General features: G+C 74.7%; 24 protein-coding genes and 1 tRNA gene. 13 read left to right on the top strand and 12 right to left on the bottom strand.

Annotated elements, in window-relative coordinates; all coding sequences use genetic code 11:
- Window positions 1-100: 100 nt before the first annotated feature.
- The 5 genes from ITJ48_RS10830 to ITJ48_RS10850 all read right to left on the bottom strand — a co-directional run bounded on the left by ITJ48_RS10830 (window position 101) and on the right by ITJ48_RS10850 (window position 3,851).
- On the bottom strand, window positions 101-607 hold the full coding sequence (locus tag ITJ48_RS10830; RefSeq protein WP_194613684.1) for an SRPBCC family protein: 507 nt from the start codon (window positions 605-607) through the stop codon (window positions 101-103).
- 10 nt (window positions 608-617) lie between these two features.
- A complete protein-coding gene (locus tag ITJ48_RS10835; RefSeq protein ID WP_146903966.1) occupies window positions 618-1,595 on the bottom strand; it encodes a ribose-phosphate diphosphokinase in 978 nt (325 codons plus the stop codon).
- A gap of 41 nt (window positions 1,596-1,636) precedes the next feature.
- Window positions 1,637-3,070: a bifunctional UDP-N-acetylglucosamine diphosphorylase/glucosamine-1-phosphate N-acetyltransferase GlmU gene (gene glmU, locus ITJ48_RS10840; RefSeq protein WP_194613685.1), complete on the bottom strand. Its 1,434-nt coding sequence runs from the start codon at window positions 3,068-3,070 to the stop codon at window positions 1,637-1,639.
- A 128-nt stretch (window positions 3,071-3,198) separates the two neighbouring features.
- A complete protein-coding gene (locus ITJ48_RS10845) occupies window positions 3,199-3,693 on the bottom strand; it encodes a DUF4126 domain-containing protein (RefSeq protein ID WP_194613686.1) in 495 nt (164 codons plus the stop codon).
- An 86-nt stretch (window positions 3,694-3,779) separates the two neighbouring features.
- Window positions 3,780-3,851 (bottom strand) — tRNA-Gln (locus tag ITJ48_RS10850).
- A 185-nt stretch (window positions 3,852-4,036) separates the two neighbouring features.
- Here ITJ48_RS10850 and ITJ48_RS10855 point away from each other — a divergent pair.
- The gene (locus tag ITJ48_RS10855; protein ID WP_194613687.1) at window positions 4,037-4,591 is read left to right on the top strand and encodes a MarR family winged helix-turn-helix transcriptional regulator; all 555 of its coding nucleotides are present in this window, start codon (window positions 4,037-4,039) and stop codon (window positions 4,589-4,591) included.
- Between the two features lie 146 nt (window positions 4,592-4,737).
- Here the strand turns inward: ITJ48_RS10855 and ITJ48_RS10860 are convergent, their stop codons facing one another.
- From ITJ48_RS10860 to glp, 5 genes are all read right to left on the bottom strand, one after another.
- Window positions 4,738-6,552 carry an ABC-F family ATP-binding cassette domain-containing protein gene (locus ITJ48_RS10860; RefSeq protein WP_123548043.1) on the bottom strand — a complete coding sequence of 605 codons (1,815 nt, stop codon included), beginning with the start codon at window positions 6,550-6,552 and terminating at the stop codon, window positions 4,738-4,740.
- A 64-nt stretch (window positions 6,553-6,616) separates the two neighbouring features.
- Window positions 6,617-7,177: a molybdenum cofactor biosynthesis protein MoaE gene (locus ITJ48_RS10865; RefSeq protein WP_194613688.1), complete on the bottom strand. Its 561-nt coding sequence runs from the start codon at window positions 7,175-7,177 to the stop codon at window positions 6,617-6,619.
- On the bottom strand, window positions 7,170-7,700 hold the full coding sequence (locus ITJ48_RS10870; protein ID WP_194613689.1) for a molybdenum cofactor biosynthesis protein B: 531 nt from the start codon (window positions 7,698-7,700) through the stop codon (window positions 7,170-7,172). The genes ITJ48_RS10865 and ITJ48_RS10870 overlap by 8 nt, the downstream gene beginning before the upstream one ends.
- Window positions 7,697-8,227: a cyclic pyranopterin monophosphate synthase MoaC gene (moaC, locus tag ITJ48_RS10875; protein ID WP_194613690.1), complete on the bottom strand. Its 531-nt coding sequence runs from the start codon at window positions 8,225-8,227 to the stop codon at window positions 7,697-7,699. Before moaC ends, ITJ48_RS10870 begins: the two co-directional genes overlap by 4 nt.
- Window positions 8,220-9,470 (bottom strand): gephyrin-like molybdotransferase Glp, encoded by a 1,251-nt coding sequence (gene glp / locus ITJ48_RS10880; RefSeq protein ID WP_194613691.1) that lies wholly within the window; start codon window positions 9,468-9,470, stop codon window positions 8,220-8,222. Before glp ends, moaC begins: the two co-directional genes overlap by 8 nt.
- A gap of 38 nt (window positions 9,471-9,508) precedes the next feature.
- Here glp and ITJ48_RS10885 point away from each other — a divergent pair, with 38 nt between their 5' ends.
- The 5 genes from ITJ48_RS10885 to ITJ48_RS10905 all read left to right on the top strand — a co-directional run bounded on the left by ITJ48_RS10885 (window position 9,509) and on the right by ITJ48_RS10905 (window position 13,789).
- Window positions 9,509-10,399 (top strand): MTAP family purine nucleoside phosphorylase, encoded by an 891-nt coding sequence (locus ITJ48_RS10885; protein ID WP_194613692.1) that lies wholly within the window; start codon window positions 9,509-9,511, stop codon window positions 10,397-10,399.
- Between the two features lie 68 nt (window positions 10,400-10,467).
- A complete protein-coding gene (locus ITJ48_RS10890) occupies window positions 10,468-11,523 on the top strand; it encodes an NAD(P)-dependent oxidoreductase (RefSeq protein WP_194614427.1) in 1,056 nt (351 codons plus the stop codon).
- Between the two features lie 198 nt (window positions 11,524-11,721).
- Entirely contained in the window at window positions 11,722-12,390 is a 669-nt protein-coding gene (locus ITJ48_RS10895) for a glycosyltransferase family 2 protein (protein WP_194613693.1), read from the top strand.
- Window positions 12,387-13,058, top strand: coding sequence for a DUF2064 domain-containing protein (locus tag ITJ48_RS10900; protein WP_194613694.1), 672 nt, complete (start codon window positions 12,387-12,389; stop codon window positions 13,056-13,058). Before ITJ48_RS10895 ends, ITJ48_RS10900 begins: the two co-directional genes overlap by 4 nt.
- A 2-nt stretch (window positions 13,059-13,060) precedes the next feature.
- A complete protein-coding gene (locus ITJ48_RS10905; RefSeq protein ID WP_194614428.1) occupies window positions 13,061-13,789 on the top strand; it encodes a bifunctional 2-polyprenyl-6-hydroxyphenol methylase/3-demethylubiquinol 3-O-methyltransferase UbiG in 729 nt (242 codons plus the stop codon).
- A gap of 149 nt (window positions 13,790-13,938) precedes the next feature.
- Here ITJ48_RS10905 and ITJ48_RS10910 read toward each other — a convergent pair whose 3' ends face one another.
- The gene (locus tag ITJ48_RS10910) at window positions 13,939-14,451 is read right to left on the bottom strand and encodes a hypothetical protein (RefSeq protein ID WP_194613695.1); all 513 of its coding nucleotides are present in this window, start codon (window positions 14,449-14,451) and stop codon (window positions 13,939-13,941) included.
- The gene (locus ITJ48_RS10915) at window positions 14,451-15,791 is read right to left on the bottom strand and encodes a molybdopterin-dependent oxidoreductase (RefSeq protein WP_194613696.1); all 1,341 of its coding nucleotides are present in this window, start codon (window positions 15,789-15,791) and stop codon (window positions 14,451-14,453) included. The genes ITJ48_RS10910 and ITJ48_RS10915 overlap by 1 nt, the downstream gene beginning before the upstream one ends.
- A gap of 67 nt (window positions 15,792-15,858) precedes the next feature.
- On the opposite strand from ITJ48_RS10915, the gene ITJ48_RS10920 reads away from it, so the two are divergent.
- The 7 genes from ITJ48_RS10920 (at window position 15,859) to ITJ48_RS10950 (ending at window position 22,334) form a co-directional block, all read left to right on the top strand.
- On the top strand, window positions 15,859-17,313 hold the full coding sequence (locus ITJ48_RS10920; protein WP_194613697.1) for a glycosyltransferase 87 family protein: 1,455 nt from the start codon (window positions 15,859-15,861) through the stop codon (window positions 17,311-17,313).
- A 37-nt stretch (window positions 17,314-17,350) separates the two neighbouring features.
- The gene (locus ITJ48_RS10925; protein WP_194613698.1) at window positions 17,351-17,827 is read left to right on the top strand and encodes a molybdopterin-binding protein; all 477 of its coding nucleotides are present in this window, start codon (window positions 17,351-17,353) and stop codon (window positions 17,825-17,827) included.
- Window positions 17,824-18,690 (top strand): molybdate ABC transporter substrate-binding protein, encoded by an 867-nt coding sequence (gene modA, locus ITJ48_RS10930; protein ID WP_194613699.1) that lies wholly within the window; start codon window positions 17,824-17,826, stop codon window positions 18,688-18,690. The genes ITJ48_RS10925 and modA overlap by 4 nt, the downstream gene beginning before the upstream one ends.
- A 10-nt stretch (window positions 18,691-18,700) precedes the next feature.
- Window positions 18,701-19,609 carry an ABC transporter permease gene (locus ITJ48_RS10935; protein ID WP_370544885.1) on the top strand — a complete coding sequence of 303 codons (909 nt, stop codon included), beginning with the start codon at window positions 18,701-18,703 and terminating at the stop codon, window positions 19,607-19,609.
- Entirely contained in the window at window positions 19,585-20,793 is a 1,209-nt protein-coding gene (locus ITJ48_RS10940) for a sulfate/molybdate ABC transporter ATP-binding protein (RefSeq protein WP_370544886.1), read from the top strand. The genes ITJ48_RS10935 and ITJ48_RS10940 overlap by 25 nt, the downstream gene beginning before the upstream one ends.
- A 165-nt stretch (window positions 20,794-20,958) precedes the next feature.
- Window positions 20,959-22,062, top strand: a complete 1,104-nt coding sequence (gene moaA, locus ITJ48_RS10945) for a GTP 3',8-cyclase MoaA (protein ID WP_194613700.1) — start codon at window positions 20,959-20,961, stop codon at window positions 22,060-22,062.
- A 2-nt stretch (window positions 22,063-22,064) separates the two neighbouring features.
- Complete coding sequence (locus tag ITJ48_RS10950) at window positions 22,065-22,334, top strand: MoaD/ThiS family protein (protein ID WP_370544887.1); 270 nt, start codon at window positions 22,065-22,067, stop codon at window positions 22,332-22,334.
- Window positions 22,335-22,361 lie beyond the last annotated feature (27 nt).

Below are 22,361 nucleotides of genomic sequence, written 5' to 3' on the forward strand. Positions count from 1 at the left end.
CGAGGAGGGACGAGGCAGGCGCGGGCCCGCGCCTGCCTCGTCCCTTCTCGCTGTCGGAGCAGCCGGCGCTGCACGCGCTGCCGGCGCGGGGCCGGGGCCGTCAGTCGGCGGGCGTCGCGCCGGGAAGCGTCGCCGTGGCGGCGGCCAGCACGAACGGGTCCTCGCAGCCGCGGGCGTACCCCTGGATGCGCCGGTCGATGTCGCGCTGGAGGACGACGGCCCCGATGCGCTCGGCGATCGGTGCCAGCCACGACGGGCGGCAGGTGAAGTTGTAGCGCCAGGTGGCGGCGGTGCTGCCGGGGTCGCCCGCGACCGCCTTGAAGCGCCACCCGCCGCCCATGCGGGCGAAGAACCAGGGGCCCGTCGTCATCGCGAAGCCGACGTTCGTGGGCGGGGCGAACGAGACGTACTCGCTCTCCATCCGGAAGCCGAAGCGCTGCACCGTCAGGGTGCGGACGCCCTTGGCCGGGCGCGTGGCGCCGTCGAGGAAGTGCTGGTGCCGGATGAACGGGTCCCAGCGGAGGCGCGCCTCCCCCGTCGTCTGCGAGACGGCGAAGGCGAGCTCGGGGGTGACGGGGACGACGCAGCGGGACTCGACGACGGGCACGAGGTGCTTCCTACGCCGCTCCGTCGAACATCGACGTGACCGAGCCGTTGTCGAAGACCTCGTGGATCGCGCGGGCGATCAGGGGGGCGATCGGCAGGATCTCGAGCTTGTCGAACTTCTGGTGGTCGGTCAGCGGCAGGGTGTCCGTGACGACGACCGAGTCGATGAAGTCACTGCTGAGGATCTCGGGGGCCGGGTCGCTGAAGACCGCGTGGGTGGCCGCGACGACGACGCCGATCGCGCCGGCGGCCTTGAGCGCCTCGGCGGCCTTGACGATGGTGCGGCCCGTGTCGATCAGGTCGTCGACGAGCAGGCAGACACGGCCCTCGACCTCGCCGACGATCTCGTGCACCGTGACCTGGTTCGGCACCAGCGGGTCGCGGCGCTTGTGGATGATGGCGAGGGGCGCGTCGAGCTTCTCGCTCCAGATGTCGGCGACGCGGACGCGGCCCATGTCGGGCGAGACGACGGTCAGGGTGCTGTTGTCGAGCTTGGTGCGGAAGTGCTCGAGCAGCACGGGCATGGCGAAGAGGTGGTCGACCGGGCCGTCGAAGAACCCCTGGATCTGCGGGGCGTGCAGGTCGACGCTCATGATGCGGTGGGCTCCCGCGGCCTTGAACAGGTCGGCGACGAGACGGGCCGAGATCGGCTCACGGCCGCGGCCCTTCTTGTCCTGCCGGGCGTACGGGTAGAACGGCGCGACCACCGTGATGCGCTTCGCCGAGGCGCGCTTGAGGGCGTCGACCATGATCAGCTGCTCCATGAGCCACTCGTTGATCGGGGCCGAGTGCGACTGGATGACGAACGCGTCGGCGCCGCGGACGCTCTCGTCGTAGCGCGCGTAGAGCTCGCCGTTGGCGAAGGTGCGGGCGTCGGTCGGGATCAGCTCGGAGCCGAGCTCCGACGCGATCTGGTTCGCCAGCTCGGGGTGCGCACGCCCCGAGACCAGAACGAGTCGGTTCTCGCCGGTGATCTTGATTCCGGACACGTCACTCGCTCTCCGGCCCCGGGGGGCCAACCCGACAGGGGTCAGTCGGTCGTTCGTTCGGCGCGGGCTGCGGCCTCGGCCGCCGCGGAGCCGGGGCGGTTCGCCTCGACCCATCCGCTCGCATTGCGCTGTGGGGCGATGCTCAACGCCAGCGCGCCGGCCGGCACGTCCTTGCGGACGACCGTCCCTGCGCCTGAGTACGCTCCGTCGCCAATCCTAACGGGGGCGACGAACACGTTGTGCGACCCGGTGCGCACGTTCGACCCGACCTCGGTGCGGTGCTTGTGCACGCCGTCGTAGTTGGCGGTGATGGTGCCGGCGCCGATGTTGCTGTCGGTGCCGACCTCGGTGTCGCCGATGTAGCTGAGGTGCGGCACCTTCGAGCCCGCGCCGATCTCGGCGTTCTTGGTCTCGACGAAGGTGCCGATCTTGCCGCCCTCGCCGAGCACGGTGCCGGGGCGCAGGTACGAGAACGGGCCCACGGAGGCGCGGGCCCCGATCACGGCGAGGGTCGCGTCGGTGCGCTTCACGACCGCGCCCTCGCCGACCTCGGTGTCGACGAGCGTCGTGTCGGGACCGACCACGGCACCCGCCGCGACGTAGGTGGCGCCCTTGAGCTGCGTGCCGGGCAGCAGCTCGACATCGGGGCTGAGGGCGACGTCGCGGTCGATCCAGGTGGTCTGCGGGTCGACGATGCTGACGCCCTCGCGCTGCCAGTGCTCGACGATGCGGTCGTTGAGGCGGCGGGCCGCGGCGGCCAGCTGCACGCGGTCGTTGATGCCCTCGAGGCGCCAGGTCTCGTCGACCGCGCGCGCCGAGACGCGCTCGCCGGCCGCCGTCAGCAGCCCGACCACGTCGGTCACGTACTTCTCGTTCTGCGCGTTGGCCGAGCCGACGCGCGGCAGGTGCGTGCGCAGGGCCGCCACGGTGAAGGCGTAGGTGCCGGAGTTGATCTCGCGCAGCTGCCGCTCCTCCTCGCTGGCGTCCTTGTGCTCGACGATGCGGTCGACGTCGCCCGACGAGCGCCGCACGACGCGGCCGTAGCCGTGGGCGTCGGGGAGCACGGCCGACAACAGCGTCGCGGCCGCCGCCTCCTCGCGGTGCTGCTGCAGGAGCGCGCCCAGGGTGGCGTGGTCGAGGAACGGCACGTCGGCGCTGACGACGACGACGTCGCCCTCGAAGTCGGCGGGCAGCGCCTCGACGGCCTGCTCGACCGCGCGGCCGGTGCCGGGCACGTCGTCCTGGTCGACGATCACGGCGCCGGGCGTCGTCTCGACGATGCTCGTCACCACCAGGTGCCGCTCGTGACGCACGACGGCCACGAGGTGCTCGGGCTGCAGCGCCCCGGCGGTCTCGAGCACGTGCTGGATCAGCGGCAGGCCTGCCAGCCGGTGCAGCACCTTCGGCGTCGAGGACTTCATGCGCGTGCCCTGTCCTGCGGCGAGGACGACGACGGCGAGGCTGCGTTCGGGCATGGTGCTCCTAGTGGTGGGGGCGTGCGGCGATCACCGGCGATCCTCCCACGGGCGCCGCAGGAGGCGCGGGTCGAGCACGCGTGTCCGGTGCGGCGGGCGGGTCGGCCGGGCCCTGTGGAGGGCGGACGTCAGCTGCGGGCGGCGCGCACGACGGCGGCGGTGCCGCCGACCGCGACGGCGTCCTCGAGCAGGGCGACGACGAGGTCGGGCAGCCCGGTCTTCTCGACGAGGGCCTTGCGGCCGAGGTAGCCCGCGAAGCTGCCGACGACGGCCCCCGCGGCGCCGATCAGCGCGCCCTGCACGCCGCGGTCGGCGCGGAGGTCGGTGGTGCCCATCGCGAAGCCGACGACGACACCGGCGGCGACGCGTCCGAAGATCGCGCCGCCCGAGATGCGGCTGGGCGTCGAGGGCAGCTTGTCGCCGACGAGCTCGCCCGCCCCGGCGGCCACGAACACGGCACGGCCGATCGACGAGCGGAACACCGCCCACTCCTGCCAGCTGCCGGTGAGGGTGCGGCTGTCGCGGCTGAGGGCGAGCGCTGCGAGGGGCGTCGCGGAGCGGGAGCCGGTGAGGACGCCGAGCAGGGCGGCGCGGGCGAGCGGGGAGAGCGTGGTGGTCGACATGGCCGCAGGCTATCGAGGGCGGGGGCCGCCGGTCCGGATCCGGGGGCGGGACAAGCGCCTCCTCGGCTCCTGTCGGCCCCCGTCGGCTCCGCCACCAGGATTCGAACCTGGACCTAACAGCTCCAAAGGCTGTCGTGCTGCCGTTACACCATGGCGGACCGCGCCCGAGGCGCAGGGTCGATTCTGTCAGACGCCGCCTCGGCCGTCGCTGCCGCGCGCTGCCGTTCCTCGTCTGCTCGGGGGCGGGTCATCGTCGCCGAGGGCGGGTCGGCGCGGACCCGCCCTCGACCACGCTGACCCGCCCTCGACCGACCGGGAGGAGGTGCGCTGCCATGATGTGCAGATGCCCGAGGCTGATCAGGACGACGAGCGCGACCAGCGCGACTCCGGCGAGCGCGACACCGGCGAGCCGCGCGACGAGGTCGACCGGATCGTCGCGGCCTGGTCGCACGAGCGGCCCGACCTCGACTTCGCCCCGCTGCACGTGCTCTCTCGCGTGGGACGTCTCGCGAAGCACCTCGACCGCGCCCGGCGTGACGCCTTCGTCGCCAGCGACCTCGAGCAGTGGGAGTTCGACGTGCTCTCCGCGCTCCGCCGCGCCGGCGGGCCCTACGAGCTGAGCCCCAAGGCCCTGCTGCAGCAGACGCTCGTCTCGAGCGGCGCCATGACGAACCGGATCGATCGGCTGGTCGCGCGCGGCCTCGTCGAGCGACGCACCGACCCGAACGACGGTCGCGGCGTCCGGGCGCGGCTGACCCAGGCAGGGGGCGACGCGGTCGACGCGGCGATCGAGCGCCTCCTCGCTGCCGAGCGCCGCCTCCTCGCCGACCTCGGTCCGGTCGACGAGCAGCGGCTCGGCGACCTGCTGCGCCGCCTCAGCCTGACGCTCGGCGACTGACCACAGCGACCCGAGCGACCCGGCCGACCCGGCCGACCAGGCCCGGCTGATCCGAGCAGGTTCGGCGACTGGTCGGTTCCTGTCGTTCCGCGCCTCGCGAGAGACCGGAACCGACCACTCGGCGAGCCCGCCGCGCCAGGGGCGCGCTAGGCCAGCAGCTCGCTGAGCTCGAGCCAGCGCACCTCGAGCTCGGCCGTCTTGTGGTCGAGCGCGGTGAGCTTCGCCTGCAGCGCCGCGAGGCCGTCGAAGTCGGACTGGTCGAAGCCCGCGAACTGCTCGAGCAGGCCGCTGCGCTCGGTCGCCGACTTCGCGAGCTTGCGGTCGATCGACCCCAGCTCCTTCTCGGCGTTGCGCTTCTCGGCGCCCGAGAGGCCCGACGCGGCCGCCGCGGCGGCGACCGACGACTGGGCGCCCTGGACGGCGGTCGGGCGGTCGGTGGCGCCGCCCTGGGTGTCCGTGGCCTGCTTGCGCAGGGCGAGGTACTGGTCGACGCCGCCGGGCAGGTGGCGGAACTGCCCGTCGAGCACCGCGTACTGCTGGTCGGTGACGCGCTCGAGCAGGTACCGGTCGTGCGAGACGACGAGCAGGGTGCCGGGCCAGCCGTCGAGCAGGTCCTCCATCGCGGCGAGCATGTCGGTGTCGAGGTCGTTCGTGGGCTCGTCGAGGATGAGCACGTTCGGCTCGTTCAGCAGGATGAGCAGGAACTGCAGGCGGCGCTTCTGCCCGCCCGACAGGTCCTTGATCGGCGTCTGCAGCTGCGCGCTGGTGAAGCCCAGGCGCTCGAGCAGCTGCCCGGGCGTCATCTCCTTGCCGGCCGTGACGTAGGAGGTGCGCTGCCGGCCGATGAGGTCGTTCACCTTCTCGTTCGCGACCTCGTGCAGGTCGGCGAGCTGCTGGTCCAGGATCGCGAACTTGACCGTCTTGCCCTGCTTGACCCGCCCCTCCGTCGGCTGCACCTCGCCCGTGACGACCTTGAGCAGCGTCGACTTGCCGGCCCCGTTGACGCCCAGCACGCCGGTGCGCTCGCCGGGGGCGATGCGCCACTCGACGCCGTGCAGCACCCGCTTGTCGCCGAACGAGACGCCGACCTCGACGAGGTCGACCACGTCCTTGCCGAGCCGGGCCGTCGCCATCTGCGACAGCTCGACGGCGTTGCGGGCGGGCGGCTCGTCGGCGATCAGCTCGTTCGCCGCGTCGATGCGGAACTTGGGCTTGGTCGAGCGGGCGGGCGCACCACGACGGAGCCACGCCAGCTCTTTCCGCATCAGGTTCTGGCGCTTCGACTCCGAGGCCGCAGCCGAGCGGTCGCGCTCGACGCGCTGCAGCACGTAGGCCGCGTAGCCGCCCTCGAAGGGCTCGACGATGCCGTCGTGCACCTCCCACGTGTCGGTCGAGACCTCGTCGAGGAACCACCGGTCGTGCGTCACGACGACGAGCGCGCCCGACGAGGGCGACCAGCGGCGACGGAGGTGCTCGGCCAGCCAGGCCACGCCCTCGACGTCGAGGTGGTTGGTGGGCTCGTCGAGGAACAGCACGTCCCAGTCGCCGACGAGGAGGCGCGCGAGGGCCACCCGACGACGCTGGCCGCCCGAGAGGTCGCCGAGCCGCGCCTCCCAGGGGATGTCGGTCGCGAGGCCCGAGATGACGTCGCGGATGCGGGCGTCGCCCGCCCACTCGTGCTCGTCGCGGTCGCCGACGATCATGCGGCCGACCGTGTCGTCGTCGGGCAGCACGTCGCGCTGGTCGAGCATGCCGATCGTGAGGCCGCGGCGGGTCGTGACCCGGCCGTCGTCGGGCTCGAGGCGGCCGGCGAGCACGGACATGAGGGTCGACTTGCCGTCGCCGTTGCGGCCGACGACGCCGATGCGGGAGCCCTCGTCGATGCCGAGGGTCACCCCGTCGAGGACGACCTTGGTCGGGAATTCGAGCTTCAGGTTCTCTGCGCCTAGTAGGTGTGCCACCCCAGAAGGGTAGGCGACGGCGGCTGAGCGGGCGGACCGCGTCAGCAGCGCCGCCCGGCTGCACTCAGCCCAGCGACGCCGTCCACTCGTCGGGGCCGTCCGTGAACGCCTGGCGCTTCCAGATGGGCAGGCGCTCCTTGACCAGGTCGACGAGCGCCGAGCAGGCGGCGAAGGCCTCGGCGCGGTGCGGCGAGGCGACGGCGCAGGCGAGCGCGACGTCGCCGATCTCGAGGTCTCCGACGCGGTGCTGCACCGCGATCGTGACCGCGGGGTGCTCCGCCGCGATCTGCTCGGCGACGGAGCCCATGACCTCACCCGCCGACGGGTGCTGCTCGTAGTGCAGCGCGGCCACGTCGCGGCCGCCGTCGTGGTCTCGGACGACGCCCTCGAACGTCACGACCGCCCCGGAGGCGCGGCTCTCGACGATCACGGAGCACTCGGCCGCCGAGAGCACCGTCTCGACCACCTCGGCGAGCAGCACGCGCCCGCTGGGGCCGCTCGGGGTCGCCACCGCGTCGGGGTCGCCCCCCTCGGCCTCGAGGACGGCGTCGGCGGCTGCCTCTTCTCCCGCGGCGCTGAGGGCATGGCCCTCGACGGGTCGTGCGTTGTCGAGGGAGTCAGTCATGAGCGCCTCCGGAGAGCTGGTCGAGCAGGTGGTCGATCAGGGGGTCGAGGACGGCGAGGCCGTCGCGCACTCCCCCGCGGGAGCCGGGCAGGTTGACGACGACGGTGCGGCCGGCGACGCCGGCCAGCCCTCTCGAGAGCAGGGCCGTGGGGGTGGCGGCCGTGCCGCGCCTCCTCAGCTCCTCGGCGATGCCGGGGATCTCGCGGTCGAGAAGGGGCGCCGTCTGCTCCGGGGTGCGGTCGGTGGGCGTGAGGCCGGTGCCGCCGGTGGTGAGCACGACGTCGACGCCCTGCGCCAGCGCTGCGGCGAGCGCCTCGCCCACGGGGGCGCCATCGGCGACGACGACCGGCTCGTCGGCGAGCCAGCCGCGCGCGGCGAACCAGTCGCGGATCACCGGGCCGGTGAGGTCGGGCGACGCCCCGGCGACGGCCCGGGTCGAGGCGACGACCACGACGGCGCGGCGCGCGACATCGGCAGGCACGTCCGCGGCGGACGGCTCGGCGGCCGGCGACGACGACGTCATCGCGCCCAGGCCCCGCTCTTGCCGCCGCTCTTCTCGAGCACCTTGACGTCGCCGATCACGGCCAGCTGGTCGACGGCCTTGATCATGTCGAAGAGGGTGAGGGCCGCGACGGTCGCCGCGGTCAGCGCCTCCATCTCGACGCCCGTGACGCCTCGGGTCCGGACGCGGGCGACGACGGTGACCGACGCCTCCTCGGCACCGGTGTCGGCCTCGAAGTCGACCGTGATCGCGCCGAGCGGCAGGGGGTGGCAGAGCGGGATGAGGGCCGGGGTCTGCTTCGCGGCCATGATGCCGGCGATGCGCGCGGTGCCGAGCGCCTCGCCCTTGGGCAGCGTGCCGTCGACCAGGCGGGCGACGACGTCGGGCCGCGTCGTCAGCACGGCCTGCGCGGCGGCCTCGCGGCTGGTCTCGGCCTTGCCCGTGACGTCGACCATGTGGGCCGATCCGTCGGGCCGGACGTGGGTGAGGTCGCCGACCGGCTGCTGCCCGGTCGACGCGGGCTGGTCGCCGTGCGCGTCGTCACTCATCGAGCGTCCAGACTACGACCTCGTCGCCCTCGTCGAGCCGGTCGACGCCGACCGGGACGTGCACGAGAACGGTCGCCTCGGCGTGCGCGGCGAGGAGGTGCGAACTCGGCCCGCCGACCAGCACGACCCTGCCGTCGACGTCGAGTCGTCCGCGCCTCAGCTGGTGCTTCCCGACGGGCGAGTCGGCGGCCTCCCCCATCGGCGCCCTGCGGTGCAGCCGGGCCGGGCCGACGCCGGTCGCGTCGTGCAGCACCGGCCGGAGGAACGCCTCGAACGAGACGAGCGCGCTGACCGGGTTCCCCGGGAAGCAGACGACGGGCAGGTCGTGGTCGCGGAGGGCGAGCGTGCCCCAGCCCTGCGGGCCGCCGGGCTGCATCGCCACGTGCCCGAAGACGACGCCGGCCGACTCGAAGGCGTCGCGGACGACCTCGTAGGCGCCGGCGCTGACGCCGCCGGTCGTGAGCACGAGGTCGACGGACCCGGCGTGCCGGGCCACCACGGCGAGCAGGGCGTCCGCGTCGTCGGCGACGCGCTCGACGACGACGTCGGCGCCGACGTCGACGAGGGCCGCGGCGAGGCCCGCGCCGTTGGCGTCGTGGATCGTGCCGGGGGCGAGCTCGGCACCGGGCGCGCTCAGTTCTTCGCCGGTCGAGACCAGCAGGAGGCGCGGGCGGCGGACGACCTCGACGGTCACCAGCCCGGAGGCGGCCAGCACGCCCCAGCGCGCCGGGGTCAGCACCGTGCCGGCGCGCAGCAGGACGCTGCCGGCGGAGACGTCGCTGCCGGCGGCGCGGACGAAGGTCCCCTCGGCCACGGGGCCCCGGAGGCCGACGCGGGCGGTGCTCCCGGCGGCGGGGAACGCGGGCGGGTCGGCCCGCTCGATCGGGACGACCGCGACGGCGCCCTCGGGGACGGCGGCGCCGGTCATGATCGGCGCGGCGGTGCCGGGGCGGAGGGCCGGACCGGTGCGGCCGGCCGGGATCGGGTCGACGACCACCAGGTCGAGGTCGCCGGAGCGGGCGGCGTCGGGGGCGGCGAGGGCGTAGCCGTCCATCTGCGAGTTGGCGAAGGGGGGCAGGTCGAGCGGGGCGACGACGTCGGCCGCGAGCACCCGACGGCGGTGCCGGTCGGGCTCGGCCGCGATGCGGACCGGGTCGACGCGGAGGGCCTCCACAGGACGCCGCGCCAACGCCTCCTCCACCAGCGCCCGGACGGCGATCTGGTGCTGCTCGACTGTGCGCACGGGTTCCTCTCACGGCGGTCGTCGATAGCGTAGCGAGCGTGACCGATACCTCCTCCTCCTCCTCGTCCCCCGGCCTCCCCCGCGTCGACGTCGCCGTCATCGGCGGCTCCGGCCTGTACTCGCTCTTCGCGCCCGGCACGGCGACGAGCCACGTCGTCGAGACGCCCTACGGGCCGACGTCGAGCGAGGTGACGATCGGCGAGATGGGCGGCAAGACGGTCGCGTTCCTCACCCGGCACGGCAAGGGCCACTCCGTGCCGCCGCACCGCATCGACTTCCGCGCGAACGTCTGGGCCCTCGCCTCGCTCGGCGCGAAGGCGGTCGTGTCGTCGTCCGCCGTGGGCGGGGTCAGCCCCGAGTACCCGCCGGGCACCATGGTCGTCACCGACCAGTTCATCGACCGCACGTGGGGCCGCCCCGACACCTTCTTCGACGTCGAGGGCGGGGTGCAGCACCTCGTCGCCGCCGACCCGTTCGACCCGGTGCTGCGGGCCGCCGCCGTCTCGGCCCTCGGGGCACAGGGCGAGCCGTTCGCCCCGACCGGCACCTGCGTCGTCATCCAGGGCCCGCGCTTCTCGACCCGGGCCGAGTCGCTCTGGTTCCGCGCGGCCGGGGCGCACACGATCAACATGACGATGTACCCGGAGGTGCCCCTCACGCTCGAGCTCGGCATGGGCGCCGTCAACATCTCGTTCGTCACCGACAGCGACGCCGGCCTCGCGCCCGAGGAGGGTCAGCAGGGCACCGACGACGACGCCGTCAGCCACCAGCTCGTGATGGACCGCCTCGCCGCGGCCCAGCCGCGCATCGTCGCCGCGATCGAGGCGATCGTCGCGGGGCTGCCGGCCGACTACGCGCCGCGCGAGCTCGTCCCGGCGGCCGCGACCGCGGCGGTGCTCGCGCGCCCCGTGCGGTCGGCGACGTCGTGAGCGACGCGACGGGCGCCTCCGCGGCGACGGCTCCCGCCGACCCGACCAGCGCCTCCTCGTCGCCCGGGCTGCTGCTCGTGACGGGCGGCGCCGGCTTCATCGGCTCGGCCGTCGTCGAGCAGGCGCTGGGCCGCGGCTGGTCCGTGCGGGTGCTCGACTCGCTGCGGCCCGACGTGCACGGCGGCCCGCCCACGCTCGACCCCCGGGTCGACTTCGTCCACGGGGACGTCCGCGACGCGGCGGTCGTCGACGCGGCGCTCGTCGGCGTCGACGCGGTCTGCCACCAGGCGGCCAAGGTCGGCCTCGGCGTCGACTTCCAGGACGCGCCGGACTACGTCGACAGCAACGAGCACGGCACGGCCGTGCTGCTCGCCGCGATGGACCGGGCGGGCGTCGACCGGCTCGTCGTCGCCTCGTCGATGGTCGTCTACGGCGAGGGCAGCTACCGCACGAGCGCGGGCGAGACCGAGCGACCGGCCCCCCGTCGCATCGCCGACCTCGACGCCGGCGTCTTCGACCCGCGCGACGCCGAGGGCGAGCTGCTCGAGCCGCAGCTGATCGCGGAGGACGCCCCGCTCGACCCCCGCAACGTCTACGCGATCACGAAGCTCACGCAGGAGCACCTGTCGACCTCGTGGGCCCGCAGCACCGGCGGCCGCGCCGCCGCCCTGCGCTACCACAACGTCTACGGGCCGGGCATGCCGCAGAACACCCCGTACGCCGGGGTGGCGTCGTTGTTCCGCTCCGCGCTCGAGCGCGGCGAGGCGCCTCGCGTCTACGAGGACGGCGCCCAGCGACGCGATTTCGTGCACGTGCGCGACATCGCCTCGGCCAACCTCGCGGCCCTCGACTGGACGGCCGCGCAGCAGCCGGACTCGTTCCGCGCGTTCAACGTCGGCAGCGGCACCGTGCACACGATCGGCGAGATGGCGGAGGCGCTGGCCCGGGAGGCCGGCGGGCCTGCCCCCGTGGTCACCGGCCAGTACCGCGCGGGCGACGTGCGCCACGTCACCGCGTCGTCGGCCCGCCTGCGCGACGAGCTCGGCTGGAGCCCGGCCGTGTCGTTCGAGGAGGGCATGCGCGACTTCGCGACGGCCCCGCTGCGGGCGGCCGTCGGCAGCTGACGCCGCAGCCCGACCTGGCCCCGGCCTGGGTGCCGACACGGGCGAGTTCGTCGTCGACGGTCCGTCGACACGGACCGTGATGGACGGACCCGCCCGTGTTCCCTGCCCGGGCAGGTCGGGCGGACCGAGCAGGGTCAGCGACCCCCCGTCCGGGGCAGGCACGGCCCCTCCCAAGGCGGCGTCCGTATCGTCGTCAGGATGAGCAGTCCCCAGGTCGACGTCGTGCTCCCCTGTCTCGACGAGGCAGGGGCGCTGCCCTGGGTGCTCGGGCGCCTGCCCGAGGGGTGGCGCGCCATCGTCGTCGACAACGGCTCGACGGACGGCTCGGCCGACGTCGCCCGCGAGCACGGCGCGCTGGTCGTCGAGGAGGCGCGGCGCGGCTTCGGCGCCGCCGCCCACGCCGGTCTCGAGGCCGCCACCGCTCCCTACGTGGCCTTCTGCGACGCGGACGCGTCGATGGACCCCGCCGACCTGCCCACGCTCGCCGCCCCGGTGCTCGCGGGCGACGCCGAGCTCGTGCTCGGCCGCCGACGTCCGACCGCCCGCGGGGCCTGGCCGTTCCACGCCCGCGTCGCGAACCGCGTGCTGGCGCACCTGATGCGCCGCGCCTCCGGCGTCGCCCTGCACGACCTCGGCCCGATGCGCGTCGCCAGCCGCGAGGGGCTGCTCGGCCTCGGCCTGCTCGACCGCCGGAGCGGCTACCCCCTCGAGATGGTGCTGCGCGCCTCCGAGGCGGGCTGGCGCATCCACGAGCTCGACGTGCCGTACTCGCCGCGAGTCGGCCGCAGCAAGGTGACCGGCACCATCCGCGGCACCGTCCGGGCCGTCGAGGACATGTCGCGGCTGCTGAGGGAGGCAGGCCGATGACGACCGTCGTGGTGATCTGCAAGGAGACCCTGTCGGGCAAGGTCAAGACGCGCCTGCACCCTCCCCTGACCCTCGAGCAGGCCGCCGAGGTGGCGGCCGCCGCGATCCAGGACACCCTCGCCGTGGTGCGCCAGCTGCCCGCGAGCCGACGCGTCCTGCTCTTCGACGGCAACCGAACGCCGCCCGGCTCCGAAGACTTCGATGTGATCCACCAGATCGGCGGCGGCCTCGACGCACGGCTCGGAGCCCTCTTCGACGAGGTCGACGGCCGCACCGTGCTCGTCGGCATGGACACCCCGCAGCTCACGGTCGCGGACCTCGCCCCTGCCTTCGACGAGCCGGCCGACGACGTCGACGCCTGGTTCGGCCCGGCGAACGACGGCGGCTTCTGGGCGCTCGGCCTCGAGCGGCCCACGGGCGACCTGCTCCGCGGCGTCCCGATGTCGCAGGACGACACCGGGGCCCACCAGCTGCGCCGCCTCGCCGAGGCCGGGCTCCGCGTCCGCACCCTGCCCGAGCTCGTCGACGTCGACACGATCGACGACGCGCGGCTCGCCGCGGCAGCCGGCCCCGACACCCTCTTCGCGCAGGCCCTGCGTCGACTCGACACCACCACCGCAGGCGGTCCCGACGCCTCCCGGCCCACCCCCGAGGAGACCCTCTCGTGACCATGACCGCCGACCCCCAGCCCACCTTCGGCTCCGGAGGCGCGGAGCCGTACGCCCGCGCCCTCCGCCGCGAGGGGCGGCTCCAGCTCGTCCGCTCGCCGGGCACCGCCCGCCAGGGCTCGCGCTCGGCTGCCGTCGCGCTCGACGCACCGGCCGACGTCGACGTCGACGTCGACGTCGACGCGTTCGACGTCGCCCGCTGGAGCCGCGGCGCGGACGTCGCCGACCTCAGCACCATCCTCGACGCCTCCTCCGTGCTCGACATCGGCTGCGGCCCCGCCCGGATGGTGCGCGCAGCCGTCGACCGCGGGCTCGGCGCCCTCGGCGTCGACGTCTCCGTCACCGCCGTCGCCATGGCCGTCGACGCCGGCCTCCCCGTCGTGGCCGGCTCGGTCTTCGACGCGCTGCCGGGCGAGGGGACGTGGGACGTCGCCCTGCTGCTCGACGGCAACATCGGGATCGGCGGCGACCCGACCGCCCTCGTGGCCCGCGCCTCCTCGGTCGTCGCCCCCACGGGGTCCGTGGTCGTCGAGACCGCGGCCGACCCGGCAGCCGACGTCGCCTACGACGCCCAGGTCGTCGACGAGCAGGGCCGCGCGAGCGCGACCTTTCCGTGGGCCGAGGTCGGCCGCGAGGCGCTCGGCCGGCACGCCGCCGCCGCGGGCCTGCGCGTGTCGCAGACCTGGTCGGTCGGCCGCCGCACGTTCTGCCGGCTCGTCCGCGCCTCCTAGGCCAGGAACCGACGCGCGAGCGACGAACCGACGCGGAAGATCACGTCGGTTCGTCGCCCCCGCGTAGCCTCAGCCGAGGCCGAGACAGCGACAGCGACAGCGACAGCGACAGCGACAGCGACATTGCCGCGACCGCCAGGACGAGCGCGTCAGGCCGCGCGGCGCGCCTCGCGGCGGCGGGCCAGCACGGTCCACGCGACCACGGCGAGCGCCGTGAGCACGACGACGACCAGCCAGGCCACGCCGAGCCGCACGCCGTAGTCGAACGGCAGCACGGTGTCGTTCTTCGGCCCCCGCGCCTTCGCGATGATCTCGGGCACGACGACCAGCGTCAGCACGACCCCGAGGACGATCCCGACCTGCACGATCGCGAGCACCGCCGGGGTGATCCGTCGCCCCGTCCGCCCGACGACCAGGGCGATCCCGGCGACGACCGGGGCGATGATCGCGTCGTGCGCGATCACGGCGCCGATCAGCCAGACGAGCAGCCCGCCGTAGCGGGTGGGCGAGACGGTCTCGGTGAGCACCCAGCCGCCGAGGCCGATCAGGGCGACGCCGACGACGACCAGGACGGCCCGGGCGACGCGGACGCCGCGCCCGGAGGCGCCGGACCCGGAGGCGGCGGAGGAGGGGACGGCGGGGACGGCCGACGAGCGCGTCATCAGATCACCTCGATCAGGCTGAGCCACTTGGTCTGCAGGACTCCCGGACGCCCGGGGGCGATCATCCGGGCGGGGTAGCCATGCTCGATGTCGAGCCGGCCGCCGTTCACCTCGAGGGCGACGAGCGTGGTGGGGTCGTTCGCGTACTCGGGGCCCATGAGCATGACGCGGTAGCCGCCCTTCTCCTCGAGGCTCGTGACGCGCAGCGATCGGTCGGACGGCGCCCCCACGAGCGCCATCAGCTCGACGAGGCGCGGGCCGCGCCACTGCGCGGTCTGGCTCCAGCCCTCGACGCACGAGATCGGGAGGCGTTCGTCGCCCTGGGCCATCGCCTCCAGGTCCGAGGCCGTGAAGGCCATCGTCCGCTCGCCGTGGGCGATCGTGAGGGTCCAGTCGGGGTCCATCGCGGTCTCGAGCACCTTGGCGGCCGAGGCGGTCCGGTTCACCGGCAGGTCGTTCGGGCCGATGCCGCGCTGGCGGGGACCGAAGGCGTTGAGCGGCTCCAGCGGCGTGAAGGACTGGCCGGCGGTGAGCGCGACGACACCGACGGTCGAGGCGCCGATCGCGCCGAAGAAGCCCCGGCGCGACACGCGGCTGCGGGCAGGGTCGCGCTCGGGCTCGCGGGCGTCGTCGATCCAGCGCGTCACGCGGCCGACCAGCCCGCGGGGCTGCGCGGCTGCGGGATCGGCCGCCGCGGGCTGCCGGGCCGAGGTCGGAGCGTCGTCGCGGCGCATCCGCGCGAGCTCGCGCACGGCCTCGTGCTCGGCCCGCGCGGGGTCGAGCTCGCCGGACGGCTCGACGAACCGGCCGTCGGCGTCGTAGCTGTCGCGGGCCCGCCAGTAGCGCGTGATCAGCGGGAGCTTCACGGCGATGTGGACGGCGAGCGAGCCGATGATCACGAACGACAGGGCGAAGTGCACCTGCTTGAACGGGAACGGCCACGGGTACCACTGGTACGTGTTGAGCAGGCCCGTGACGAGCTGCAGCACCGACGTCGAGATGAACAGGGCGATGGAGGCGCGCTCGAGCACCTGCACCGGGTGCCGCACCGGAGGGTGCTGGAACAGCTGCGGGAACACGGCGTGCAGCTTGCCGAGCAGCAGCGGGATCGCCGCGATGCCCGCCGTGATGTGGATGCCCTGCGTCACCTGGTAGAGCCAGACGGGCGAGGTGGGGAACCGCATCCACGATGCGGGCTCCTGCAGGAAGTGGCTGTAGAGGCCGGTCAGCAGGCAGACCAGGAACGCGACGGCCAGCAGCCGCCCGAGCACGGTCGCCGAGCGCGCGTTCCGCACCGGCGACGACGCCGCGGTGCGGAGGGTGAGGAGCAGGCGTCTCATGGGGTTCATCTCGGCTCGGCCGTGCGCGGTCGCGGACTCCCAGGCCGGTGTCGACCAGACTGGACAGGTGCGTACTCTATTCGCGGCCGTCGCCGTCACCGGATTGGCGGCGTCCGTGGCGTGGGGCGTTCTCGAGCTGGGATTCCTGCGGGAGGAGCTCCGCGCCTCCTACGTGGTGTGGACCGCGGTGTGCTGGGCCTTCTTCGTCGTGGCCCTCCTGCTGCTGCGCCGGGTGCCCGCGCGGGCGGTCACGGCGCTCGTGCTCGCGGGCACGGCCCTCGTCGGCGGCGCGGCCCTCGTCGGCGACCCGAACACGAGCACCGACCCGGCCCGCTACGCCTGGGACGGCATCGTCCAGGTGAACGGCGTCTCGCCGTACGCGCACACCCCCGACTCGGGCGAGCTGCGCGACCTGCGTCCCGACTGGATCTTCCCGGAGTCGGCGCCCTTCACCCGGGACGACGGCACGATCGGCGAGCGGTGCAGCCAGCCCGACCGGCAGATCCACCGCGCCTACGACACCGAGACGGGCGACGTCGTCTGCACGGCGATCAACCGGCCGGAGGTCCCGACGATCTACCCGCCCGCGGCCGAGCTGTACTTCGCCGGCGTGCGGGCCCTCGTGGGCCCCGAGGTCGGTTTCTTCCCGCTGCAGCTCACCGGCGCGCTGCTCGTGTTCGGCACGACCGTCGCGCTCGTCGTCACCCTCCGCCGCCGCGGCCTCGACCCGCGCTGGGCGGCTCTCTGGGGCTGGTGCCCGCTCGTCGTCGGCGAGGGGATCACCAACTCGCACGTCGACCTGCTGGGGGCCGTGCTCGTCGTCGCGGCCACGCTGCTCGTCGCGACCGGCCGGCGCTGGCGGGGCGGCATCGCGCTCGGCGCCGCCGTCGCGACCAAGCTCATCCCGGCGATCGCCGCTCCTGCCCTGCTGCGCCGTCAGCCGGCGAAGGTCGTCGTCGCCTCGATCGTCACGTTCGCCCTGCTCTACGTGCCGTACGTCGCCACGACCGGCTGGCAGGTGCTCGGCTACCTGCCCGGCTACCTCACGGAGGAGGGCTACGAGGACGGCTCCCGGTTCGTCTTCATGTCCGCGTTCCTGCCCGACGCGTGGACGACGCCCGTCGTCGCGCTGCTGCTGGCCGTGACGGCCGCCCTCGTCTGGGTGAAGACCCCGGTCGGCAGCCCCTGGCTCGGCCAGCTCGTGATGATCGGCGTCGTGCTCGTGGCCGTCAGCCCGCGCTACCCCTGGTACGCCCTGCTGCTCGTGCCGTTCGTCGCGCTGACGGGGCGGTGGGAGTGGCTCGCGATCCCGCTCGCCCTGCTCGTGCGTCAGCTCGAGCCGTACATGGCCCTGCAGCGGGCGTCGCTGGCGACGGCGGTGCTCGTGATCCTGCTCGTGTCGATCTGGCGGGCCGGGCCGGGCTGGTCCGAGCGGCTGGGGGACGTCGTCGTCTGCGACGCCCGTCGACTGCGACGACTCGTCGGCCGCGGAGACTCACGTGCGGCGGCGATCTCCGACTGACGCCGCAGCAGCGGGCCGAAGCCGCTAGGCTCGGCGCATGCCGGAGACCCTGTACCGCGTCAGCGAGGCCGCCGCACTGGTCGGCGTCTCGGACGACACCGTCCGCCGCTGGGCCGAGGCCGGACGCCTCGAGCTCGTGCCGGGCCCCGGCGGACGCCTCGCGGTCGTCGGCTCGGAGCTGGCCCGCGTCGCGAGCGAGCAGGCGGCGCACGCCGCGCCTCCTCGCAGCGGTGCGGGAGGCGACGCCTCGGGCGCGGTCGTCAGCGAGCGCAACCGGTTCACGGGCATCGTCACGGCGATCGTCCGGGACACGGTCATGGCGCAGGTCGACGTCCAGGCCGGACCGTTCCGGGTCGTGTCGCTGATCAGCAGGGAGGCGGCCGACGAGCTGGGGCTGGAGGTCGGCAGCCCCGTGGTCGCGAGCGCGAAGGCGACGAACGTCAGCGTGACGCTAGGGCGGCTGGGCGAGACGGCGCCCGCGCCCACCGAGACCGAGGGCGAGACCGCTCGATGACGACTGCACGCCGCACCCGCGCCTCCTCCGCAGGCACGCCTCCTGCCCGCACGGCCTTCGCCCGCGTGCCCCTCGCCCTCGCCGCCGGCGCCGCCGCACTGCTCGTGCTGAGCGCCTGCTCCTCCGGGGGCGGAGGCGACGACCCGACCGCCTCGGGCACCCCCGTCGCGAGCCCCGCCGCCGCGCCGACCGGCGAGATCACGGTGCTGGCCGCCGCCTCCCTGACGGAGACCTTCGACGCCCTCGCCGCCGACTTCGAGGCCGCGAACCCCGGCACCACCGTCACGATCAGCTACGGCGGCAGCTCGGCACTCGCCCAGCAGATCGTCGCCGGGTCGCCGGTCGACGACTTCTTCAGCGCCAGCGCCGCGACCATGGAGACCGTGACGGACGCGGGCCTCGCCGAGGGCGAGCCCGCCACGTTCGCGCGCAACGCCCTGGAGATCGCCGTCCCCGCCGGCAACCCCGGCGACGTGACATCACTGGCCGACCTCGCCTCCCCCGACGTGACGGTCGCCCTGTGCGCGGCCGAGGTGCCCTGCGGCGCGCTGGCCACGACGGTGCTCGAGGCCGAGGGCGTCAACGTGACCCCGGCGACGCTCGAGCCCGACGTGAAGAGCGCCCTCACGAAGGTCGAGCTCGGCGAGGTCGACGCAGCACTCGTGTACGAGACCGACGTCGCGGCGGCCGGCGACTCGGTCGAGGGGATCGCGGTGGGCGACGAGTCGACCCCGACCACCTCCTACCTCGCCGCTCGCCTCGCCGACGCCCCGAACCCTGACCTCGCGGAGGCGTTCCTCGCCTTCGTGCTGTCGTCGACCGGTCAGGACGCGCTCGCCGACGCCGGCTTCCGGGTCGGCTGACCCGGTCGCCGTGCAGCTGCTCCCCGACCGGCGCGACCGTACCGGTCGGCTCGACCGCCGCCTCCCCCGTGACCGGCGCAGGCCCCGCGATGCGCGCCGGCCGCACGGCCGCGACGCGCTGCGTGACCGGCGCCTGCCCGTCGCCGTGCTCGTGCCGGCGCTCGTCGGGCTGGCGCTGCTCGTGCTGCCGGCCGTGGCGTTGCTCGTCCGTGCCCCGTGGTCGACCCTCGCCCAGCGGCTCGCGAGCGAGACCGTGCTCGACGCCCTGCGGGTGTCGGTCACGAGCGCGCTGCTCGCGACCGCGATCAGCCTGCTGCTGGGCGTCCCGCTCGCGTGGCTCCTCACGGCCAGCGACACCTGGCCGCCGGTCTGGCGGCGCCTCCTGCGGGCCGTCGTGACCGTGCCGCTCGTGCTGCCGCCGGTCGTCGGCGGCATCGCGCTGCTCTACCTGCTCGGGCGCAACGGCCTGCTCGGCCGCCCCCTCGACGCGGCCCTCGGCGTCACGATCCCGTTCACGCTCGCCGCCGTCGTCATCGCGCAGACGTTCGTGGCGATGCCGTTCCTCGTGCTCAGCGTCGAGGGGGCGCTGCGCGGCGTCGACCGCGGGCTCGACGACGCGGCCGCCTCGCTCGGGGCGTCGCGCGGGTACGCGTTCCGGCGGGTGACGGTGCCCCTGGTCGCCCCCGGCGTCACCGCGGGAGCCGTGCTCTGCTTCGCCCGGGCCCTCGGCGAGTTCGGCGCGACCATCACCTTCGCGGGGACGTTCCCCGGACGCACCCAGACCCTCCCGACGAGCGTCTACCTGGCCCAGCAGAGCGACCCCGAGAGCGCCGTCGCGATCTCGCTGCTGCTGCTGGCGGTCGGCGTCGGGGTCCTGTTGCTGCTGCGCGACCGGTGGCTGACGACGGGGACGCGGTGAGCGAGGGCGGCGGCGGGCTCAGCGCTCGGCTGCGGCTCGTCCGCGGCTCGTTCGCGCTCAAGCTCGACCTCGATGTGGCCCCCGGCGAGGTCGTCGCCCTGCTCGGCCCGAACGGCGCGGGCAAGTCGTCCGCGCTCGGGGCGCTCGCGGGCCTGCTGCCCGCCGCCGGGTCGCGGGTGGTCGTCGACGGACACGTCCTGGACGGGTACGGCCTGGACGGGTACGGCCGGGACGGGTACGGCCTGGACGGGCCCGGTGCGGACGACGGGCCGGTCGTCCGGGTCCCCGCCCGCGACCGACGCGTCGGCACCGTCTTCCAGGACCACCGCCTGTTCCCGCACCTCACCGCCCTCGAGAACGTCGCCTTCGGCCCCCGCAGCCGTGGCGTCCGCGCCCGCGCGGCCCGCGAGCTGGCGCAGGTCGAGCTCCGCAGGGTCGGCCTCGCGTCGCTCGCCGGTCGCCGACCCTCGGAGCTCTCCGGCGGCCAGTCGCAGCGCGTGGCGGTGGCGCGGGCGCTGGCTGCCGACCCGCGCCTCCTGCTGCTCGACGAGCCGCTCGCGGCCCTCGACGCCGAACAGCGGCCGGCCGTGCGCACGGCGCTCGCCGACGTGCTGCAGGAGGTGCGGGTCGCGACGCTGCTCGTCACCCACGACCCGGTGGACGCCGTCGCGCTCGCCGACCGCGTCGTCGTGCTCGAGGGAGGCGTCGTCGTGCAGCGCGGGACCCCGACCGAGGTGCTGACCGACCCCCACACCTCCTACGTGGCGTCGCTGACCGGGGCGACGGTGTGGACGCCGACGGAGTCGTCGGCGACGGGCCGCGGAGCTCGCGCCCTGCTGCCGGGCGGGCTCACGGTCTCGTCGACGCGGCCCCTCGCGGACGGGCCCGCGCGGGTGTCGCTGCCGGTCGAGGCGGTGACGCTGGTGGGGCCCGGCGGGCCCGACGGCGTCGACAGGCTCGGCGGGCTCGATCAAGCTGCAGGAGGCGCCCCACACGTCCCGATCCCGGCGCGCGTCGTGAGCGTCGAGCAACGCCTCTCGCGGCTGGCGGTGACCGTCGTCACCGACCAGGGGTCGCTCTCGGCGGTCGCCGAGCTGCCCCTGGCGACCGCCGACGGCGCCCGGCTGCGGCGCGGCGACCGGGTCGGGCTGCTGCTCGACCCGGGGCGCGTCACGATCGCGTGAGCGTGAGCGCCGGGGTCGGACTCCGTGATGAACCGCGAACCGCACCATGAACCGCGTTCTTTCTCAGTTCATCGTTCGGTTCGCGGTTCATGCCGACCGACAGCGGGGCACGGCGGTGGCCAGCGGCTTGCAGCGGCGCACGGCGGCGTCGCCTACTCTCAGGGGATGACGGTCTCGCTCGGTCTGCCCACGATCCCCCGCCGTCTCGCGGCGGGCGAGACGGGCGCCGCGCTGCCGCCGCGTCCCGGGTCGGACTCGGCCCCCGGCCTGCTCGACCGCTTCGGCCGGACGGCGACCGACCTGCGCGTGTCGCTCACGGACCGCTGCAACCTCCGCTGCACCTACTGCATGCCGGCCGACGGCCTGCCCTGGCTGCCCAAGGACCAGGCCCTCAGCGCCGACGAGATCGTCCGGCTGGTGAGCATCGGCGTCCGTGACCTCGGCGTCCGCCAGGTGCGGTTCACCGGCGGCGAGCCGCTGCTGCGCGCCGACCTGGTCGACATCGTGCGACGGGTCGCCGCCCTCGAGCCGCGACCGGACATCTCGCTGACGACCAACGCCATCGGCCTCGCGCAGCGTGCCCGGGCGCTGGCCGACGCCGGGCTCGACCGCATCAACGTGTCGCTCGACTCGCTGCACGCCGAGACGTTCGAGACGCTGACCCGCCGCCCGTTCCTCGACAAGGTGCTGGCCGGCGTCGACGCCGCGGCGGCCGCCGGGCTCACCCCGATCAAGATCAACGCGGTGCTGCTGCCCGGGGTCAACGACCACGAGGCCGCCGACCTGCTGGCCTGGTCGCTCGACCGGGGGCACGAGCTCCGCTTCATCGAGCAGATGCCCCTCGACGCGGACCGGACCTGGCACCGCGCCTCCTTCGTGACGGCCGACGACATCCGTGGCCGACTCGCCGAGCGCTTCGTGCTGAGCCCCCACGCCGCCCCGCGCGACGGTGCGCCCGCGGAGCGGTTCGACGCGGTCGGCCTCGGCGCGGAGTCCCACCTCGTCGGCACCGTCGGCATCATCGCGTCGGTCAGCGAGCCGTTCTGCGGCGACTGCCGTCGCACCCGCCTCACCGCCGAGGGAGGCGTGCGCAGCTGCCTCTTCGGCGACGCCGAGACCGGCCTGCGCGACCCGCTGCGCGCCGGGGCGAGCGACGCCGAGCTCGCCGACCTCTGGCGCGGCGCGATGTGGGCGAAGCCGGCCTCGCACGGCATCGACCGCGACGACTTCGTCCAGCCCGTCCGCACCATGAGCGCCATCGGAGGCTGACCGTGACCCGCACGACCCTGAGGTTCTTCGCCGCCGCGCGCGCCGCCGTCGGCCGCGACGAGCAGGTCGTCGAGGTGCCCGACGGCGAGAGCGCGACCATCGGGCGGCTGCTCACCGAGGTGCGTCCCGTCGAGGGCACGTCGGCAGCCGACTGGCGCGACGTGCTGCTGCGCTGCTCGTTCCTCGTCGACGGGGTGACCACGCGCGACCGCGAGCAGGTCGTGGCCGACGGCGACGTGGTCGACGTCATGCCGCCCTTCGCCGGCGGCTGAGCCCAGGACGCCGGCAGAGCACCGCAG

This window comes from Frigoribacterium sp. VKM Ac-2530 (assembly GCF_015350835.1).
Lineage (GTDB): Bacteria > Actinomycetota > Actinomycetes > Actinomycetales > Microbacteriaceae > Frigoribacterium.